30 protein-coding genes are annotated in these 18715 nt (G+C 55.8%); 29 read left to right on the top strand and 1 reads right to left on the bottom strand.

All coding sequences use genetic code 11. From position 1 onward, the window contains the following. Window positions 1-34: 34 nt before the first annotated feature. The 29 genes from rplC (at window position 35) to bfr (ending at window position 15651) form a co-directional block, all read left to right on the top strand. On the top strand, window positions 35-670 hold the full coding sequence (gene rplC, locus AC07SI_RS12570; RefSeq protein ID WP_003194649.1) for a 50S ribosomal protein L3: 636 nt from the start codon (window positions 35-37) through the stop codon (window positions 668-670). Between the two features lie 12 nt (window positions 671-682). Then, window positions 683-1285, top strand: coding sequence for a 50S ribosomal protein L4 (gene rplD / locus AC07SI_RS12575; protein WP_003176424.1), 603 nt, complete (start codon window positions 683-685; stop codon window positions 1283-1285). Beyond that, window positions 1282-1581: a 50S ribosomal protein L23 gene (rplW, locus tag AC07SI_RS12580; protein ID WP_002555488.1), complete on the top strand. Its 300-nt coding sequence runs from the start codon at window positions 1282-1284 to the stop codon at window positions 1579-1581. The genes rplD and rplW overlap by 4 nt, the downstream gene beginning before the upstream one ends. A 14-nt stretch (window positions 1582-1595) precedes the next feature. Next, window positions 1596-2420, top strand: a complete 825-nt coding sequence (rplB, locus tag AC07SI_RS12585) for a 50S ribosomal protein L2 (protein ID WP_003186055.1) — start codon at window positions 1596-1598, stop codon at window positions 2418-2420. A 16-nt stretch (window positions 2421-2436) separates the two neighbouring features. Continuing rightward, window positions 2437-2712 (top strand): 30S ribosomal protein S19, encoded by a 276-nt coding sequence (rpsS, locus tag AC07SI_RS12590; protein WP_002555486.1) that lies wholly within the window; start codon window positions 2437-2439, stop codon window positions 2710-2712. A gap of 11 nt (window positions 2713-2723) precedes the next feature. Then, window positions 2724-3056 carry a 50S ribosomal protein L22 gene (gene rplV, locus AC07SI_RS12595; protein ID WP_003103908.1) on the top strand — a complete coding sequence of 111 codons (333 nt, stop codon included), beginning with the start codon at window positions 2724-2726 and terminating at the stop codon, window positions 3054-3056. Window positions 3057-3069: 13 nt separating this feature from the next. Beyond that, complete coding sequence (gene rpsC, locus AC07SI_RS12600) at window positions 3070-3756, top strand: 30S ribosomal protein S3 (RefSeq protein ID WP_003176422.1); 687 nt, start codon at window positions 3070-3072, stop codon at window positions 3754-3756. Between the two features lie 12 nt (window positions 3757-3768). Next, window positions 3769-4182 (top strand): 50S ribosomal protein L16, encoded by a 414-nt coding sequence (rplP, locus tag AC07SI_RS12605; RefSeq protein WP_003176421.1) that lies wholly within the window; start codon window positions 3769-3771, stop codon window positions 4180-4182. Further along, window positions 4182-4373 (top strand): 50S ribosomal protein L29, encoded by a 192-nt coding sequence (gene rpmC, locus AC07SI_RS12610; protein ID WP_002555481.1) that lies wholly within the window; start codon window positions 4182-4184, stop codon window positions 4371-4373. The genes rplP and rpmC overlap by 1 nt, the downstream gene beginning before the upstream one ends. A 2-nt stretch (window positions 4374-4375) precedes the next feature. Beyond that, complete coding sequence (gene rpsQ, locus AC07SI_RS12615; protein WP_003176419.1) at window positions 4376-4642, top strand: 30S ribosomal protein S17; 267 nt, start codon at window positions 4376-4378, stop codon at window positions 4640-4642. Window positions 4643-4665: 23 nt separating this feature from the next. Next, window positions 4666-5034, top strand: a complete 369-nt coding sequence (gene rplN / locus AC07SI_RS12620) for a 50S ribosomal protein L14 (protein ID WP_002555479.1) — start codon at window positions 4666-4668, stop codon at window positions 5032-5034. Between the two features lie 11 nt (window positions 5035-5045). Then, complete coding sequence (gene rplX / locus AC07SI_RS12625) at window positions 5046-5360, top strand: 50S ribosomal protein L24 (protein ID WP_007896770.1); 315 nt, start codon at window positions 5046-5048, stop codon at window positions 5358-5360. Window positions 5361-5382: 22 nt separating this feature from the next. Continuing rightward, entirely contained in the window at window positions 5383-5922 is a 540-nt protein-coding gene (rplE, locus tag AC07SI_RS12630) for a 50S ribosomal protein L5 (RefSeq protein ID WP_003194642.1), read from the top strand. 13 nt (window positions 5923-5935) lie between these two features. Then, window positions 5936-6241, top strand: coding sequence for a 30S ribosomal protein S14 (gene rpsN, locus AC07SI_RS12635; protein WP_003176414.1), 306 nt, complete (start codon window positions 5936-5938; stop codon window positions 6239-6241). Window positions 6242-6449: 208 nt separating this feature from the next. Beyond that, the gene (gene rpsH / locus AC07SI_RS12640; protein WP_010566853.1) at window positions 6450-6842 is read left to right on the top strand and encodes a 30S ribosomal protein S8; all 393 of its coding nucleotides are present in this window, start codon (window positions 6450-6452) and stop codon (window positions 6840-6842) included. Between the two features lie 12 nt (window positions 6843-6854). After that, window positions 6855-7388: a 50S ribosomal protein L6 gene (gene rplF / locus AC07SI_RS12645; protein ID WP_003176412.1), complete on the top strand. Its 534-nt coding sequence runs from the start codon at window positions 6855-6857 to the stop codon at window positions 7386-7388. 10 nt (window positions 7389-7398) lie between these two features. Further along, window positions 7399-7749, top strand: a complete 351-nt coding sequence (gene rplR, locus AC07SI_RS12650; protein ID WP_003186037.1) for a 50S ribosomal protein L18 — start codon at window positions 7399-7401, stop codon at window positions 7747-7749. 3 nt (window positions 7750-7752) lie between these two features. Further along, window positions 7753-8253 carry a 30S ribosomal protein S5 gene (gene rpsE / locus AC07SI_RS12655; protein ID WP_010566852.1) on the top strand — a complete coding sequence of 167 codons (501 nt, stop codon included), beginning with the start codon at window positions 7753-7755 and terminating at the stop codon, window positions 8251-8253. A gap of 2 nt (window positions 8254-8255) precedes the next feature. After that, entirely contained in the window at window positions 8256-8432 is a 177-nt protein-coding gene (rpmD, locus tag AC07SI_RS12660) for a 50S ribosomal protein L30 (protein ID WP_003176408.1), read from the top strand. A 3-nt stretch (window positions 8433-8435) separates the two neighbouring features. Further along, on the top strand, window positions 8436-8873 hold the full coding sequence (rplO, locus tag AC07SI_RS12665) for a 50S ribosomal protein L15 (RefSeq protein ID WP_003176407.1): 438 nt from the start codon (window positions 8436-8438) through the stop codon (window positions 8871-8873). Then, entirely contained in the window at window positions 8874-10202 is a 1329-nt protein-coding gene (secY, locus tag AC07SI_RS12670) for a preprotein translocase subunit SecY (RefSeq protein WP_003176406.1), read from the top strand. It abuts the gene before it with no gap. Window positions 10203-10230: 28 nt separating this feature from the next. Continuing rightward, window positions 10231-10347, top strand: a complete 117-nt coding sequence (rpmJ, locus tag AC07SI_RS12675) for a 50S ribosomal protein L36 (RefSeq protein WP_002555468.1) — start codon at window positions 10231-10233, stop codon at window positions 10345-10347. A gap of 129 nt (window positions 10348-10476) precedes the next feature. Next, window positions 10477-10833: a 30S ribosomal protein S13 gene (gene rpsM / locus AC07SI_RS12680; protein WP_003194635.1), complete on the top strand. Its 357-nt coding sequence runs from the start codon at window positions 10477-10479 to the stop codon at window positions 10831-10833. A gap of 30 nt (window positions 10834-10863) precedes the next feature. Beyond that, window positions 10864-11253, top strand: coding sequence for a 30S ribosomal protein S11 (gene rpsK, locus AC07SI_RS12685; protein ID WP_002555466.1), 390 nt, complete (start codon window positions 10864-10866; stop codon window positions 11251-11253). Window positions 11254-11271: 18 nt separating this feature from the next. Next, window positions 11272-11892, top strand: coding sequence for a 30S ribosomal protein S4 (gene rpsD, locus AC07SI_RS12690; RefSeq protein ID WP_003176404.1), 621 nt, complete (start codon window positions 11272-11274; stop codon window positions 11890-11892). A gap of 22 nt (window positions 11893-11914) precedes the next feature. Next, window positions 11915-12916, top strand: a complete 1002-nt coding sequence (locus AC07SI_RS12695; RefSeq protein WP_003176403.1) for a DNA-directed RNA polymerase subunit alpha — start codon at window positions 11915-11917, stop codon at window positions 12914-12916. A 41-nt stretch (window positions 12917-12957) separates the two neighbouring features. Next, entirely contained in the window at window positions 12958-13344 is a 387-nt protein-coding gene (gene rplQ / locus AC07SI_RS12700) for a 50S ribosomal protein L17 (RefSeq protein WP_003176402.1), read from the top strand. A gap of 238 nt (window positions 13345-13582) precedes the next feature. After that, entirely contained in the window at window positions 13583-15031 is a 1449-nt protein-coding gene (locus AC07SI_RS12705; protein WP_495005807.1) for a catalase, read from the top strand. A 155-nt stretch (window positions 15032-15186) separates the two neighbouring features. Next, the gene (gene bfr, locus AC07SI_RS12710) at window positions 15187-15651 is read left to right on the top strand and encodes a bacterioferritin (RefSeq protein ID WP_003176400.1); all 465 of its coding nucleotides are present in this window, start codon (window positions 15187-15189) and stop codon (window positions 15649-15651) included. Window positions 15652-15717: 66 nt separating this feature from the next. On the opposite strand, the gene uvrA is transcribed toward bfr, so the two are convergent. Further along, the gene (uvrA, locus tag AC07SI_RS12715) at window positions 15718-18552 is read right to left on the bottom strand and encodes an excinuclease ABC subunit UvrA (RefSeq protein ID WP_106802493.1); all 2835 of its coding nucleotides are present in this window, start codon (window positions 18550-18552) and stop codon (window positions 15718-15720) included. Window positions 18553-18715 lie beyond the last annotated feature (163 nt).

An 18715-nucleotide genomic window follows, 5' to 3' on the forward strand; every position in this document is an offset into this window, starting at 1 on the left:
GGTGAAAGCCCCGTACACTCATGAGGTTTACAACATGACTATTGGTGTAGTCGGTCGTAAATGCGGTATGACCCGTATTTTCACCGAAGAAGGTGTCTCCATTCCGGTCACGGTCATTGAGATCGAGCCGAATCGCGTCACCCAGTTCAAAACTGAAGAAACCGATGGCTATCGTGCAGTGCAAGTCACTGTCGGCGAGCGTCGTGCTTCGCGCGTGACTGCTGCTCAAGCAGGTCACTTCGCTAAAGCAAACGTTGCAGCTGGTCGCACTGTTATGGAGTTCCGTCTCGAAGACGGCGACTACCAGGCTGGCGATCTGATCAACGCTGAAATCTTCGCCGCTGGTCAACTGGTTGATGTAACCGGTCAGTCCAAGGGTAAAGGCTTCCAGGGTACGATCAAGCGTTGGAATTTCCGTGGCCAAGACAACACTCACGGTAACTCCGTTTCCCACCGCGTCCCGGGCTCTATTGGCCAGTGCCAGACTCCTGGTCGTGTATTCAAGGGCAAAAAAATGTCCGGTCATATGGGCGCTGAGCGCGTGACCGTGCAGTCCCTCGAAGTAGTGCGCGTCGACGCTGAACGCAATCTGTTGTTGGTCAAGGGTGCTGTTCCTGGCGCTACTGGCGGCAACCTGGTTGTACGTCCAGCGGCCAAGGCTCGCGGTTAAGGGGAAGCTGACATGCAATTAAATGTAAATGACGCTCAAGCGATCGAAGTTTCCGAACTGACATTTGGCGGCGAATTCAACGAGACGCTGGTTCACCAAGCAGTCGTGGCCTACATGGCCGGCGGCCGTCAAGGTAGCAAGCAGCAAAAGACCCGTTCCGACGTACGTGGTGGCGGTAAGCGCCCTTGGCGTCAGAAAGGTACTGGCCGTGCTCGTGCCGGTACTATCCGTAGCCCAATCTGGCGTGGCGGCGGTACCACTTTCGCAGCTCGTCCACAGGATCACTCTCAGAAGCTCAACAAGAAGATGTATCGCGCAGCACTGCGCTCCATCCTTGCTGAACTCGTGCGTACTGATCGTCTGGTTGTGGTTCAGGACTTCGCTGTTGAAAGCCCGAAAACCAAAGATCTGCTGGGCAAGCTGAACAACATGAGCCTGACCGACGTTTTGATCGTGTCTGAAGCTGTTGATCAGAACCTGTACCTGGCTGCTCGCAACCTGCCACACGTTGATGTACGTGACGTGCAAGGTTCCGATCCAGTTAGTCTGATCGCATACGACAAGGTGTTGATCACCGTGTCGGCCGTGAAGAAATTCGAGGAGCTGCTGGGATGAACCAGGAACGCGTATTTAAAGTTCTGCTTGGCCCGCACGTTTCCGAAAAGGCTACGGTTCTGGCTGACAAGAAAGGCCAGTTCGTTTTCAAGGTTGCAACCGATGCAACCAAGCTGGAAATCAAGAAGGCCGTCGAAAGCCTGTTCAGCGTGAAAGTAGAGCGTGTTACTACCCTGAATGTTCTGGGTAAGAGCAAGCGCACTGCTCGCGGTCTGGGCAAGCGTAATGACTGGAAGAAGGCAGTTATCTCCCTTCAGCCAGGCCAAGATCTCGATTTCAGCAGCAGTGCTGAGTAAGGAAGGGGTGCATCATGGCAATCGTTAAATGCAAACCGACTTCCCCTGGCCGCCGTTTTGTGGTCAAGGTGGTCAACCAGGAGCTGCATAAAGGCGCTCCTCACGCACCGCTGCTCGAGAAGAAATCGAAGTCTGGTGGTCGTAACAACAATGGTCGTATTACCACTCGTCACATCGGTGGTGGCCATAAGCAGCATTATCGTCTGGTCGACTTCCGTCGCAACGACAAAGATGGCATCGCTGCCACTGTCGAGCGTATCGAATACGATCCAAACCGTACTGCTCACATCGCTCTGCTGCTGTACGCAGATGGCGAGCGTCGCTACATCATCGCCCCTAAAGGCGTGAGCGCTGGCGACCAGCTGATCGCAGGTGCCCTGGCACCGATCAAGCCGGGCAACGCTCTGCAACTGCGTAACATTCCAGTTGGTAGCACCGTACACGGCATCGAATTGAAGCCAGGTAAAGGCGCGCAAATCGCTCGTTCCGCTGGTGCTTCGGCTCAGCTGATCGCTCGTGAAGGTGTCTACGTGACCCTGCGTCTGCGTTCTGGTGAGATGCGTAAAGTGCTGGCTGAATGCCGCGCGACCCTGGGTGAAGTCTCGAACTCCGAGCACAGCCTGCGTTCGCTGGGTAAAGCTGGTGCCAAACGCTGGCGTGGCGTTCGCCCAACCGTTCGTGGTGTTGCCATGAACCCGGTTGACCACCCACACGGTGGTGGTGAAGGTCGTACCTCTGGTGGTCGTCATCCGGTATCGCCATGGGGCTTCCCGACTAAGGGCGCGAAGACTCGTGGTAATAAGCGTACCGACAAAATGATCGTCCGTCGTCGCAAGTAAATAGAGGGATACGACAGTGCCACGTTCTCTGAAAAAAGGTCCTTTTATTGATCTTCACCTACTGAAGAAGATCGAAGTGGCGGCGGAAAAGAACGATCGCAAACCAGTTAAGACCTGGTCGCGTCGTTCGATGATCCTGCCACAAATGGTCGGTCTGACCATCGCAGTACACAACGGTCGTCAACACGTCCCAGTTCTCGTTAACGAAGACATGGTCGGCCACAAACTAGGCGAGTTTGCCGGTACCCGCACTTATCGTGGGCACGTGGCAGACAAGAAAGCCAAGCGTTAAGGGGTAAGGAAATGGAAGTAGCCGCTAAGTTGTCGGGCGCTCGAATCTCCGCCCAGAAAGCCCGCTTGGTCGCCGACCAGATCCGCGGGAAGAAGGTGGGCGAAGCGCTCAACCTGTTGGCTTTCAGCAGTAAGAAAGCCGCCGAGATCATGAAGAAAGTGCTGGAGTCGGCCGTAGCCAACGCCGAGCATAACGAAGGCGCAGACGTTGATGACCTGAAGGTCAGCACCGTTTTCGTCAACGAAGGGCGTTCGCTGAAGCGCATCATGCCACGTGCCAAAGGCCGTGCTGATCGCATCGTCAAGCGGTCTTGCCATATCACTGTCAAGGTTGCTGACAAGTAACGGAGTCGAAGAGATGGGTCAGAAAGTACATCCCATTGGCATTCGCCTGGGAATCGTCAAGGAGCACACCTCCGTCTGGTACGCAGACGGTCGGACTTATGCGGACTACTTGTTCGCTGATCTGAAGGTGCGTGAGTATCTCCAAGACAAACTAAAAAGCGCGTCCGTAAGCCGTATCGATATCCATCGTCCGGCCCAAACTGCACGTATCACCATCCACACCGCTCGTCCAGGTATCGTTATCGGGAAGAAAGGTGAAGATGTTGAGAAACTGCGTCAGGACCTGACCAAGCAAATGGGTGTGCCTGTGCACATCAATATCGAAGAGATCCGCAAGCCGGAGCTCGACGGTATGCTGGTTGCGCAGAGCGTGGCTCAGCAGCTGGAGCGTCGCGTAATGTTCCGTCGCGCTATGAAGCGCGCCGTACAGAACGCCATGCGCATTGGTGCCAAAGGCATCAAAATCCAAGTGAGCGGTCGTCTCGGCGGTGCTGAAATCGCACGTACTGAATGGTATCGCGAAGGTCGTGTGCCACTGCACACCCTGCGTGCCGACATCGACTATGCCAACTACGAAGCTCACACCACTTACGGTGTGATCGGTGTAAAGGTTTGGATCTTCAAAGGCGAAGTAATTGGTGGTCGCCAAGAAGAACTGAAACCACAAGCACCAGCGCCTCGTAAAAAAGCTGCTAAGTAAGGGGTACGCCAAATGTTGCAACCTAAGCGTACGAAGTTCCGCAAGCAGATGACAGGCCACAACCGTGGTCTGGCTCAGCGCGGTAGCAAAGTCAGCTTCGGCGAGTTCGCGCTGAAGTCTGTAGCTCGTGGTCGTCTCACCGCTCGTCAGATCGAGTCAGCGCGTCGTGCTCTGACCCGTCACGTAAAACGTGGCGGCAAGATCTGGATCCGTGTATTCCCGGACAAGCCGATCTCCAAAAAACCTCTCGAGGTTCGGATGGGTAAAGGTAAGGGTAACGTGGAATACTGGGTAGCCCAGATTCAGCCAGGCAAAGTCCTGTATGAAATCGAGGGTGTTTCTGAAGAGCTGGCGCGTGAGGCTTTCGCCCTGGCTGCTGCAAAGCTGCCGCTCGCCACCTCCTTTGTTAAACGGACGGTGATGTGATGAAAGCGAATGAACTTCGTGAAAAATCCGCACAGCAGCTGAACGAGCAACTGCTCGGCCTGCTGCGCGACCAGTTCAATCTGCGTATGCAGAAAGCAACTGGCCAGTTGGGGCAGTCTCATCTGCTCTCGCAAGTTAAGCGTGACATCGCTCGCGTGAAGACTGTGCTCAACCAGCAGGCAGGTAAGTGATCATGGCTGAAGCCGAAAAGACTGTCCGTACGCTGACTGGCCGTGTTGTCAGCGACAAGATGGACAAAACCATCACCGTTTTGATCGAGCGTCGCGTTAAGCACCCGATCTACGGTAAATATGTTAAGCGTTCGACTAAGCTGCACGCGCACGACGAAACCAATCAGTGCCACATCGGCGACAAAGTCACTATTCGTGAAACTCGTCCGCTGGCCAAGACCAAGTCTTGGGCACTGGTTGATGTTCTCGAACGCGCTGTGGAAGTCTAAGGACTAGGGGTCGGAGAAATTATATGATTCAGACTCAATCCATGCTCGATGTGGCCGATAACAGCGGCGCTCGCCGTGTTATGTGCATCAAGGTGCTGGGTGGCTCCCATCGTCGTTACGCTGGTATCGGTGACATCATCAAAGTTACCGTGAAGGAAGCAATTCCTCGCGGTAAGGTGAAAAAAGGCCAAGTGATGACTGCTGTTGTAGTCCGCACTCGTCACGGCGTACGCCGTGCAGATGGCTCCATTATCCGCTTTGATGGCAACGCTGCTGTTCTTCTGAACAACAAGCAAGAGCCGATCGGCACCCGTATCTTTGGGCCAGTGACCCGTGAACTTCGTACTGAGAAGTTCATGAAGATCGTCTCGCTCGCCCCAGAAGTGCTGTAAGGAGATCCGACATGCAAAAGATTCGTCGTGACGACGAGATCATCGTGATCGCCGGCAAAGACAAAGGTAAGCGCGGTAAGGTGCTGAAGGTTCTCGCTGACGACCGTCTGGTCGTTGGTGGTCTGAACCTGGTCAAGCGTCATACCAAGCCTAACCCGATGTCGGGCGTACAGGGCGGTATCGTCGAGAAAGAAGCGCCACTGCACGCTTCTAACGTCGCCATCTTCAACGGCGAAACCAACAAGGCTGATCGTGTTGGTTTCAAAGTAGAAGACGGTAAGAAAATTCGTGTCTTCAAGTCGACCCAAAAAGCGGTTGATGCTTGAACACTGCTAGGTAGATAAGACCATGGCACGACTACAAGAGATTTACCGGAAGGAAATCGCCCCCAAGCTTAAGGAAGAACTTAAGCTCGGGAACGTGATGGAAGTTCCGCGCGTTACCAAAATCACCCTGAACATGGGTCTGGGCGAAGCGATCGGCGACAAAAAAGTCATCGAGCACGCTGTTGCTGACCTGGAAAAGATCACCGGTCAAAAGGTCGTTGTGACTTACGCTCGGAAATCCATCGCTGGCTTTAAAGTCCGTGAAGGTTGGCCGATCGGCGTCAAAGTGACCCTGCGCCGTGAGCGTATGTACGAATTCCTGGATCGTCTGCTGTCGATCTCCCTGCCTCGGGTTCGCGACTTCCGCGGCCTGAATGCCAAGTCCTTCGATGGTCGTGGTAACTACAGCATGGGCGTGAAAGAGCAGATCATCTTCCCGGAAATCGACTACGACAAGATCGATGCTCTCCGCGGTCTGGACATCACCCTGACCACCACTGCCAAGAACGATGATGAAGGCCGCGCTCTGCTGCGTGCATTCAAATTCCCGTTCCGCAACTGATTGGAGTAGGACCATGGCCAAGATGAGCATGAAAAACCGCGAGCTGAAGCGTCAGCTCACGGTTGCCAAGTACGCCAAGAAGCGTGCAGCACTGAAAGCGATCATCGTTGATCTGAACGCAAGTCCAGAAGCGCGTTGGGAAGCTACAGTTGCTCTGCAGAAGCAGCCACGTGACGCAAGCGCTTCGCGCATGCGTAACCGCTGCCGCCTGACCGGTCGTCCACACGGCGTTTACCGCAAGTTCGGCCTCGGCCGTAACAAACTGCGTGAAGCGGCAATGCGTGGTGACGTACCAGGTCTGGTTAAAGCCAGCTGGTAAGTACTTTCAGCGTCCAGGTGGGAGGTATCGCAAGATACTGACCACCGGTGACCTTGAATCTGGAACAAGCCCCTTTTGGGGCTTGTTTCATTTCCGGAGTGTGTCTAGAATACCCGGCTCGCCTGAGCCCGTGTTTTCTATGCTCGGAGATTCTCGGCGACATATGTAGCCGCAAGGCTAATTTTTTTGTATTAGGAGCGTCTAGCCCATGAGTATGCAGGACCCGTTAGCGGACATGCTAACTCGTATCCGTAATGCCCAGATGGCTGAAAAGTCCGTCGTAAGCATGCCATCTTCCAAGTTGAAGGTAGCTGTTGCCAAAGTCCTGAAAGACGAAGGCTACATTGCGGGTTATCAGATCAGCAGCGAAACCAAGCCACTGCTGTCCATCGAGCTGAAGTACTTCGAAGGCCGTTCGGTCATCGAGGAAGTGAAGCGCGTTAGCCGTCCAGGCCTGCGTCAGTACAAGTCCGCTGAGGATCTGCCGAAAGTTCGTGGCGGTCTTGGCGTGTCTATCGTCTCCACCAACAAAGGTGTGATGACGGATCGTGCTGCGCGCGCTGCCGGTGTCGGCGGCGAAGTTCTTTGCACTGTGTTCTAAGGGGGGATAAGCATGTCTCGCGTCGCTAAGAACCCCGTTAAGCTGCCAGCCGGTGTCGAAGTCAAATTCGCAGGCCAACAGCTTTCGGTGAAGGGTGCCAAGGGTACTCTTGAACTGAACATCCATTCGTCCGTTGAGATCGTTGAAGAAGCTGGTGAGCTGCGTTTCGCTGCTCGCAATGGCGATCAACAAACTCGCGCAATGGCCGGTACCACGCGTGCGTTGGTAAACAACATGGTCCAAGGCGTAAGCCAAGGCTTCGAGCGTAAGCTCCAGCTGGTCGGTGTTGGTTACAAAGCGCAAGCAAAAGGCACGGTTTTGAACCTGGCCCTTGGCTTCTCGCACCCAGTGGATTACGAACTGCCGGAAGGCATCACCGCTGAGACTCCTAGCCAGACCGATATCCTGATCAAGGGCATCGATAAGCAGCTGGTAGGTCAAGTGGCTGCTGAGATCCGCGACTTCCGTCCACCAGAGCCGTACAAAGGCAAAGGTGTGCGCTACGCGGACGAAGTCGTCCGTCGTAAAGAAGCCAAGAAGAAGTAGGGCATAGCAAATGACCGACAAAAAAGTTACTCGACTGCGTCGCGCTCGCAAAGCACGCCTGAAAATGCACGAACTCGAAGTCGTGCGTCTCTGCGTGTTCCGCTCGTCGCAGCACATCTACGCCCAGGTCATCTCGGCCGACGGCAACAAAGTCCTGGCAAGCGCCTCGACTTTGGATAAAGAACTGCGTGATGGTGCCACTGGCAACATCGACGCGGCCACAAAGGTTGGCCAGCTGGTCGCTACGCGTGCTAAGGCCGCTGGCGTCTCGCAAGTGGCTTTCGACCGCTCTGGCTTCAAGTACCACGGCCGCGTTAAAGCGCTGGCTGATGCTGCTCGTGAAGCTGGGCTGGAGTTCTAAGTTATGTCAAATAACGACCAAAAGCGCGACGAAGGCTACATTGAGAAGCTGGTTCAAGTTAACCGCGTAGCCAAAACCGTTAAAGGCGGCCGTATCTTCACTTTCACCGCGTTGACCGTGGTGGGTGATGGTAAAGGGCGCGTTGGCTTCGGCCGTGGCAAGTCGCGTGAAGTGCCTGCTGCGATCCAGAAGGCAATGGAAGCTGCTCGCCGTAACATGATCCAAGTTGATCTGAACGGCACCACGCTGCAGTACGCAATGAAGTCCGCTCATGGCGCTTCGAAGGTGTACATGCAGCCTGCTTCTGAAGGTACCGGTATCATCGCTGGCGGCGCTATGCGTGCTGTCCTCGAAGTTGCTGGCGTTCAGAACGTTCTGGCCAAGTGCTACGGCTCGACTAACCCGGTAAACGTGGTTCACGCCACTTTCAAAGGTTTGAAAGCTATGCAATCCCCTGAATCCATTGCCGCCAAGCGTGGCAAAAGCGTCCAGGAGATCTTCTGATCATGGCTACCGTTAAAGTAACGCTGATCAAAAGCATGACCGGCCGCATCCCTAACCACAAACTGTGCGTTAAAGGTCTGGGTCTGCGTCGCATCGGTCACACTGTAGAAGTCCAGGATACTCCCGAGAATCGCGGGATGATCAACAAGGCTTACTACATGCTGCGTGTAGAGGGTTAATCGATGAAACTCAATGATCTGAGTCCAGCGCCGGGTTCCCGTCGCGAAAAGCATCGTCCGGGCCGTGGTATCGGTAGCGGTTTGGGTAAGACTGGTGGCCGTGGCCACAAAGGTCAAACCTCCCGCTCCGGTGGCACCATTGCTCCAGGCTTTGAAGGCGGTCAACAGCCGCTGCATCGTCGCCTGCCTAAGTTCGGTTTCGTTTCCCTGAAAGCCATGGATCGCGCAGAAGTGCGTCTGTCCGAGCTGGCCAAAGTGGAAGGCGACATCGTTACTGTGCAGACCCTGAAAGATGCCAACGTGATCAACGTCAACGTACAGCGTGTGAAAATCATGCTGTCCGGTGAAGTGACTCGCGCTGTCACTATCGGCAAGGGAATCGGCGCCACCAAAGGTGCGCGTTCGGCTATCGAAGCAGCTGGCGGCAAGTTCGAGGAATAAATGGCTAAGCAAGGTGCTCTCTCAGCGCTCGGCAAAGGCGGTATGTCTGAACTTTGGGCTCGTCTGCGTTTTCTGTTCCTGGCGATTATCGTCTACCGAATAGGCGCACACATCCCGGTTCCAGGTATCAACCCGGACCGACTCGCAGACCTGTTTCGACAGAATGAGGGGACCATTCTTAGCTTGTTCAACATGTTTTCCGGCGGCGCGCTGGAACGGATGAGCATCTTTGCACTGGGGATCATGCCGTACATTTCGGCATCGATCATCATGCAACTGATGACCGCCGTCAGCCCGCAGCTGGAGCAGTTGAAGAAGGAAGGTGAAGCTGGCCGTCGCAAGATTAGCCAGTACACCCGCTACGGCACTGTCATCCTCGCCCTGGTTCAAGCTATCGGCATGTCCGTTGGCCTGGCCGGGCAGGGTGTTGCGTTCACTGGTGACTTTGGCTTCCATTTCGTCGCGGTATCCACTTTTGTGGCTGGTGCGATGTTCATGATGTGGCTGGGTGAGCAGATTACTGAGCGTGGTGTTGGCAACGGTATCTCGATGTTGATTTTCGCAGGTATCGTCGCCGGTCTTCCGAGAGCAATCGGGCAGTCTTTCGAGTCTGCGCGTCAGGGTGATATCAATATTTTCGCCCTGGTTGCCATCGGTTTGCTGGCAGTAGCGATTATCGGTTTTGTGGTGTTCATTGAGCGTGGCCAGCGTCGTATTGCTGTTCACTACGCCAAGCGTCAGCAGGGCCGTAAGGTTTTTGCTGCGCAGACCAGCCACTTGCCGCTGAAAGTGAATATGGCCGGTGTTATTCCGGCAATTTTCGCGAGCAGCATTTTGCTGTTTCCGGCTTCGTTGGGTACCTGGTTTGGTCAGTCTGAAAATATGGGCTGGCTGCAGGACCTCTCTCAGTCGATCGCTCCTGGTCAGCCGTTGAATATTCTGCTGTTTAGTGCAGGGATTATTTTCTTCTGCTTCTTCTATACGGCGTTGATGTTCAATCCGAAAGACGTAGCGGAAAACCTGAAGAAGTCCGGTGCCTTTATTCCGGGTATTCGTCCAGGTGAGCAGTCTGCACGCTACATTGATGGCGTTCTGACTCGTTTGACCCTGTTCGGTGCTCTATATATGACGGCCGTGTGCTTGTTGCCCCAGTTCCTGGTGGTTGCAGCAAACGTTCCGTTCTACCTTGGCGGGACCTCGTTGCTGATCGTGGTCGTGGTTGTGATGGACTTCATGTCCCAAGTACAATCGCACCTCGTTTCGCACCAGTACGAATCCCTGATGAAGAAAGCCAACCTGAAGGGCTACGGCAGCGGCATGTTGCGCTGAGTACCCCATAAGGTTCGAGGAGTTGGTGATGAAAGTTCGTGCATCGGTGAAAAAGCTGTGCCGTAACTGCAAGATTATTCGCCGCGAAGGTGTTGTTCGAGTAATTTGCAGCGCGGAACCGCGTCACAAACAGCGCCAAGGCTGAGTGTGATCCGCTTGAAGCCCGGCAGCTAGTGCGCTGCCGGGTTGATTATTTGTTATTACAGCGATATTATCTCGCGCCCTATTTCTTGGCTTCCGGGGCGTAGGTAGCTGTCAATTGGAGTCCCACTGAATGGCCCGTATTGCAGGCGTTAACATTCCAGATAACAAGCACACTGTTATCTCGCTGACCTACATCTATGGTGTTGGTCGCACTACTGCGCAGAAAATTTGCGCAGTTGCTGGGGTAAACCCAGCCGCTAAGATCAAGGATCTGAGCGACGAGCAGATTGAACAGCTGCGTGGCGAAGTGGCGAAGTTCACCACTGAAGGTGACCTGCGTCGCGAAATCAACATGAAAATCAAGCGTTTGATGGACCTCGGTTGCTATCGCGGTCTGCGTCATCGTCGTGGTCTTCCAGTACGCGGTCAGCGTACCAAGACTAACGCGCGTACCCGTAAAGGTCCGCGTAAGCCGATCCGCAAGTAATCGCCCCAGCGAATCGACAGGAAAATTATCATGGCAAAACCTGCTGCTCGTCCTCGTAAAAAAGTTAAAAAGACAGTGGTTGATGGCATCGCCCACATCCATGCTTCTTTTAACAACACCATCGTGACCATCACCGACCGTCAAGGTAACGCGCTTTCTTGGGCTACCTCCGGTGGTTCGGGTTTCCGCGGTTCCCGCAAGTCCACCCCGTTTGCTGCTCAAGTAGCTGCTGAACGTGCTGGTCAAGCTGCGCTGGAATACGGCCTGAAAAACCTCGACGTTAACGTCAAAGGTCCAGGTCCAGGTCGTGAGTCTGCTGTCCGTGCTTTGAACGGCTGTGGCTATAAGATCGCCAGCATCACCGACGTGACGCCAATCCCGCACAACGGGTGCCGTCCGCCGAAGAAGCGCCGCGTGTAATCCAGGAGATTGTAAAGAATGGCTCGTTACATTGGTCCAAAATGCAAACTCGCTCGTCGCGAAGGCACCGATCTCTTCCTGAAGAGCGGCGTGCGCGCGATCGAATCGAAGTGCAACATTGAAGCAGCACCTGGTATCCACGGCCAACGCCGCGGTCGCCAGTCCGATTACGGCACCCAACTGCGTGAAAAGCAGAAGGTCCGTCGTATCTACGGCGTTCTCGAGCGTCAGTTCAGCGGCTACTACAAAGAAGCTGCTGGCAAGAAAGGTGCAACCGGTGAAAACCTGCTGCAACTGCTCGAATGCCGTCTGGACAACGTTGTATACCGTATGGGCTTTGGTTCGACTCGTGCCGAATCCCGTCAGCTGGTATCGCACAAGTCGATCAGCGTTAACGGTCAGACCGTAAACGTTCCGTCCTACCAGGTTCGTGCTGGTGACGTGGTCGCAGTTCGCGAGAAAGCAAAAAACCAACTTCGCATTGTCCAAGCTCTCGATCTGTGTGCCCAACGTGGCCGCGTAGAATGGGTAGAAGTAGACACTGAGAAGAAGTCGGGCGTTTTCAAGAACGTTCCTGCTCGCAGTGATCTGTCCGCCGACATCAACGAAAGCCTGATTGTCGAGCTCTACTCCAAGTAAGGGCTAGAAAATAGGTGCATCCATGCAGATTTCGGTAAATGAGTTCCTGACACCCCGCCACATTGATGTGCAGGTTGTCAGTCCAACCCGCGCCAAGATCACTCTCGAGCCTCTCGAGCGTGGTTTTGGCCACACCCTGGGCAACGCGCTGCGCCGCATCCTGTTGTCCTCAATGCCCGGCTGTGCAGTAGTCGAGGCCGAGATTGACGGTGTGCTCCACGAGTACAGCGCCATCGAAGGTGTACAGGAAGACGTAATTGAAATCCTGTTGAACCTTAAAGGTCTGGCTATCAAGCTGCACGGCCGTGACGAAGTTACGCTGACCTTGTCGAAGAAGGGTTCGGGGGTGGTTACCGCTGCCGATATTCAGCTGGATCATGATGTCGAGATCGTTAACCCCGATCACGTAATCGCTAACCTGGCGTCTAACGGCGCCCTGAACATGAAGCTCACCGTAGCTCGTGGTCGTGGTTATGAACCGGCCGACTCGCGTCAGAGCGATGAAGACGAAAGCCGCAGCATTGGTCGCTTGCAGCTTGACTCTTCGTTCAGCCCGGTTCGCCGTATCGCATACGTGGTGGAAAACGCCCGTGTCGAACAGCGTACTAACCTGGACAAGCTGGTTATTGATCTGGAAACCAACGGTACTCTGGATCCTGAAGAGGCTATCCGCCGCGCTGCAACCATTCTGCAACAGCAGTTGGCTGCGTTCGTCGACCTCAAAGGTGACAGCGAACCAGTGGTAATCGAGCAGGAAGACGAGATCGATCCGATCCTGCTTCGCCCGGTTGACGATCTGGAACTGACTGTACGTTCGGCTAACTGCCTTAAGGCGGAAAACATTTACTACATCGGCGACCTGATTCAGCGTACCGAAGTAGAACTGTTGAAGACTCCGAACCTGGGCAAGAAATCCTTGACTGAAATCAAGGACGTTCTGGCCTCCCGCGGTCTGTCCCTCGGCATGCGCCTCGACAACTGGCCGCCTGCAAGTCTTAAGAAGGACGACAAGGCGACTGCCTGATCGTCGTAATCACCGAACGTGAGTTTGGTAAGGAATGAACCATGCGTCATCGTAAAAGTGGTCGTCACCTGAGCCGTACCAGCTCGCACCGCAAGGCCATGTTCCAAAACATGGCGGTGTCGCTGTTCGAGCACGAGCTGATCAAAACTACACTGCCGAAAGCTAAAGAACTGCGTCGCGTTGCTGAGCCGCTGATTACTTTGGCCAAGACAGACAGCCTGGCTAACCGCCGTCTGGCTTTCGACCGTACTCGTTCGAAAGCTATCGTTGGTAAGCTCTTCAACGACCTGGGCAAGCGTTACGCTACCCGTGAGGGTGGCTACCTGCGCATCCTCAAGTGCGGTTTCCGCGCTGGCGACAACGCGCCTATGGCGTACGTCGAGTTGGTTGATCGTGCTACTGCTGGCGAAGCTGTAAGCGCCGAGTAAGACGACAAGCTGTAACGAAGAACCGGGCCTAGTGCCCGGTTTTTTGTGCGCGTAATAAAAGCGCCACGTGTACAAGCTTTCGTCAGGTCAAGATTGGCACTATGAATGAAGGGATTGCCGGTAGTTTTTCTCTATTGATGTCTGCAATTTAATGAATTTGTAGACGTCATGTTGATGATCGATACTTCCTCCAAGCCGATAGCCGGCAGTTCCAAGTCCGACCTGAGGAAAATTGAGCATGAGCCAGAACAAAATCCTTACTACTGCCAGTGGCGCGCCCGTTGCGGATAACCAGAATTCCCGTTCCGCCGGCCCTCGTGGCCCGCTGCTTCTTGACGACTTTCACCTGATCGAGAAGCTTGCCCATTTCAACCGTGAGAACATCCCTGAGCGTCGCGTACACGCCAAAGGCTCGGGTGCTTACGGTACATTCACCGTGACAAAAGACATTACTCAATACACCAGTGCCAAACTGTTCGAGTCTATTGGCAAGCAAACCCCAACCTTCCTGCGGTTTTCCACGGTAGGCGGCGAGCGTGGTTCGGCTGACACCGAGCGCGATCCGCGTGGTTTCGCCCTGAAGTTCTACACCGAAGAAGGCAACTGGGACATCGTGGGTAACAACACGCCGGTATTCTTCATTCGTGATCCATTGAAGTTCCCTGACTTCATCCACACCCAGAAACGTCTGCCGCAAAGCAACTTGAAAAGCGCGCAGATGATGTGGGACTTCTGGTCGCACTCCCCTGAGGCGTTGCACCAGGTCACCATCCTGTTTTCGGACCGTGGCATCCCCGATGGCTACCGTCACATGCACGGCTTCGGCAGCCATACCTACAGCCTGATCAACGCCAAGGGCGAGCGTCACTGGGTGAAGTGGCACTACAAGACCAAGCAAGGCATCAAGAACCTGGCGCCTGCCGAGGCTGCACGCCTGGCCGGTACCGATCCTGATTACGCCCAGCGCGACTTGTTCGGTGCAATCGAGCGCGGTGATTTCCCGAAATGGCGCGTCTGCATCCAGATCATGACTGAAGCCCAGGCAAACGCTCACTATGAGAACCCTTTCGACGTGACCAAGACCTGGTCGCAGAAGGAGTTTCCGCTGATCGAAGTGGGTGAGCTGGAGCTTAATCGCAATCCGCAGAACTATTTTGCCGAAGTGGAACAAGCTGCGTTCGGTCCGAACAACATGGTGCCGGGTGTTGGCTTGTCGCCAGACCGCATGCTGCAGGGGCGTGTGTTCGCGTACGCAGATGCACACCGCTACCGCGTCGGCACGAATCACCAGCAACTGCCGGTGAATGCCCCGCGTAGCCCGGTGAATAGCTACCAGCGTGACGGCTCGATGGCATTCGGCAGCAACGGTGGTGCGGCGCCCAACTATGAGCCTAACAGCTACAGTGACGCACCGAAGCAAGCGCCGCAGTACGCTGAGCCTGCCCTGGCGCTGAGCGGTGCCGCGGATCGCTACGATCACCGCGAAGACACCGATTACTACAGCCATGCAGGTGCGCTGTTCCGGCTGATGAATGATGAGCAGAAAGCATTGCTCACCAGTAACATCGCCGGTGCAATGTCCGGGGTTTCCAGTGATGTGGTTCAGCGTCAATTGCAGCACTTCTACAAGGCAGACCCTGCTTATGGAGAAGCAATCGCAAAGGCACTGGGTGTATCGCTTAACTAACTCTAAACGATAAGCAGAACCGCCCTCATTTGGGCGGTTTTTGCGTTATTTCAGCTACTTTTCTCCGGAAATCTTCACTTTTCTGCCGTTGATCCCGTGACCTATAGGTCAGCATGGTTCAAACTACAGGCTTTCAAGCAGGGAGATGTAGGGCGATGCAAGGTCACCCCGACGTAATCGATTACCTCAACACGTTGCTGACGGGCGAACTGGCAGCTCGTGACCAATATTTCATCCACTCGCGTATGTACGAAGACTGGGGCTTTACCGAGCTCTACGAGCGTATCAACCACGAAATGGAAGAAGAGGCACAGCACGCCGACGCTCTGATGCGCCGTATCCTGATGCTCGAAGGCACGCCACGTATGCGGCCCGACGATCTGGATGTGGGCACCACGGTGCCTGACATGCTCGCTGCCGATCTTCGCCTTGAGTACAAGGTTCGTGCCGCCCTCTGCAAAGGCATCGAGCTTTGCGAGCAGCACAACGACTACGTCACCCGGGAAATCCTGCGGGTGCAGTTGAACGATACCGAAGAAGATCACACCTACTGGCTGGAAAAACAGCTGGGCCTGATCAAGCTGATCGGCCTGGAGAACTACCTGCAATCGCAGTTCTGATTTCCGGCTACAAAAAGGCCCCTGTCATCTTGAAGTGACAGGGGCTTTTTATTGGGCCCGGGAAGGTCAGGCCCGATCGCGCGCCAGCAGCGGTTTCAAGTAGTAACCGGTGTGGGACTGTGGCATCTCGGAGACCTGCTCCGGTGTCCCCACTGCAATGATCTGACCGCCCTTCGAGCCGCCTTCCGGTCCCAGGTCTACCAGCCAGTCGGCAGTCTTGATCACATCCAGGTTGTGCTCGATCACTACCACGGTGTTGCCGTGGTCCCGCAAGCGGTGCAGCACGTCCAGCAGTTGCTGAATATCCGCGAAGTGCAGGCCGGTGGTTGGCTCATCGAGGATATACAGGGTCTTGCCTGTATCGCGCTTGGACAGCTCGCGCGACAACTTCACCCGCTGCGCTTCACCGCCGGACAGGGTGGTCGCCGATTGCCCCAGCTTGATATACGACAGGCCCACATCCATCAATGTTTGCAGCTTGCGCGCCAACGCCGGGACGGCGTCGAAGAACACCCGGGCTTCCTCGATGGTCATCTCGAGGGTTTCGTGGATGCTCTTGCCCTTGTATTTGATCTCCAGGGTTTCGCGGTTATAGCGCTTGCTCTTGCACACATCGCATGGCACGTAGATGTCCGGCAGGAAGTGCATCTCGACCTTGATCAAGCCATCGCCCTGGCAGGCCTCGCAGCGCCCACCCTTGACGTTGAACGAGAACCGGCCGGGCCCGTAGCCCCGCGAGCGGGACTCCGGTACACCGGCGAACAGCTCGCGAATCGGCGTGAACAGCCCGGTATAGGTTGCCGGATTGGAGCGCGGTGTACGGCCAATCGGGCTCTGGTCGATATCGACCACCTTGTCCAGGTGTTCCAGGCCCTTGATGCTGTCGTGCGCCGCAGCTTCCAGCGTAGTCGCGCCATTCAGGGCGGTGGCACTCAGCGGGAACAGCGTGTTGTTGATCAGCGTCGACTTGCCCGAGCCGGACACGCCGGTCACGCAGGTCAACAGGCCCAAGGGGATTTCCAGGTCCACGTTGCGCAGGTTGTTGCCACGCGCTCCCTTGAGGTGCAGCGCGAGCTTCTTGTTGCGCGGTGTGCGCTTGGCCGGCACTTCAATCTTCACGCGGCCAGACAAGTATTTGCCGGTCAGCGAGTCCGGGTGGGCCATGACTTCAGCAGGTGTGCCCTCAGCGACGATATGCCCGCCATGCACACCCGCACCCGGGCCAATGTCGACGACATAATCCGCCAGGCGGATCGCGTCTTCATCGTGCTCGACCACGATCACCGTGTTGCCGATATCCCGCAGGTGTTTCAGCGTACCCAGGAGGCGGTCGTTGTCGCGCTGATGCAGGCCAATCGACGGTTCATCAAGGATATACAGCACGCCCACGAGGCCTGCACCGATCTGGCTGGCCAGTCGAATCCGCTGGGCCTCGCCGCCGGACAAGGTATCGGCGCTGCGATCCAGCGACAGGTAGTCCAGGCCCACGTTAACCAGGAACTGCAGGCGCTCGCGGATTTCCTTGAGGATCTTGTCGGCAATTTCCCCGCGGCGTCCGGTCAGCTTCAGTACACCAAAGTATTCACAGGCATCGCCGATTGGCAGGTTGGTCACCGCCGGCAGGGTCTTCTCGCCGACCCAAACATGCCGGGCCTCACGACGCAGGCGCGTGCCACGGCAATCCGGGCACGGCTGGGTGCTGAGGAATTTCGCCAGCTCCTCGCGCACGCTTGCCGACTCGGTCTCGCGGTAACGGCGTTCCAGGTTCGGCACGATGCCTTCGAACGGGTGCGAACGCTTGACGATGTCGCCACGGTCGTTCAGGTACTTGAAGTCGACGTTCTGCGAACCACTGCCGTTGAGAATGACCTTCTGCTGGTCGGCCGGCAGTTGGTTGAAGGGCACTTCAAGACTGAACTTATAGTGGGAGGCCAACGACCCGAGCATCTGGAAGTAATAGACGTTGCGCCTGTCCCAGCCGCGTATCGCCCCCTCCGCCAGCGTCAGTTCGCCATTCACCAGGCGCTTGATGTCGAAGAATTGCTTCACACCCAGGCCATCACAGGTCGGGCAGGCGCCGGCCGGGTTGTTGAAGGAAAACAGCTTGGGTTCCAGCTCGCTGATGGCGTGGCCACAGATTGGGCAGGCGAAGCGCGCGGAGAAGATGATCTCTTCGCCTGGCTCGTCGTCCATCGGCGCGACCAGGGCGATGCCATCGGCCAGCTTCAGCGCGGTCTCGAACGACTCCGCCAAACGCTGCTGCAGGTCGGCGCGCACTTTGAAGCGGTCGACCACCACATCGATCGAGTGCTTCTTCTGCTTGTCGAGCTTGGGCGCTTCGTCCAGCTCATAGAGCTTGCCATTGATGCGCGCGCGTACAAAACCTTGCGCACGCAGCTCTTCGAAGACCGAAAGGTGTTCACCCTTGCGCTCGCGAATCACTGGTGCCAGCAGCATCAGCTTCGCGCCTTCCGGCTGCGCCAGCACCAGGTCGACCATCTGGCTGACGGTCTGGGCCTCCAGCGGAATGTCGTGGTCCGGGCAGCGTGGAATACCTACTCGCGCGTAGAGCAGGCGCAGGTAGTCGTAGATCTCGGTAATGGTGCCCACGGTGGAACGTGGGTTATGGGAGGTCGACTTCTGTTCGATGGAGATCGCCGGCGACAGGCCTTCAATGGTGTCGACGTCTGGCTTTTCCATCATCGACAGGAACTGGCGGGCGTAGGCCGACAGCGACTCCACATAGCGGCGCTGGCCTTCGGCATACAGCGTGTCGAACGCCAGGGACGATTTGCCGGAGCCGGACAGGCCGGTGATGACGATCAGTTTGTCCCGGGGCAGGGTCAGGTCGATGTTCTTCAGGTTGTGGGTTCTAGCCCCACGAATCAGGATCTTGTCCAAGATGGCCTCGCACGGCGGGCGTAAATAATGCCGGAGTATACGGCTAAAGACTGGATGAATATACACTGTCAAAAGGCCGCTTGCAGCCTTACATGAAAGCTGCGCGGCAAACCGCCGCATATACCCTCTCAATCGATGGGACTGGTAGAATCGCCGCCGGTTC

The sequence above is a fragment of the Pseudomonas sp. GW821-FHT05D12 genome, assembly GCF_059419825.1.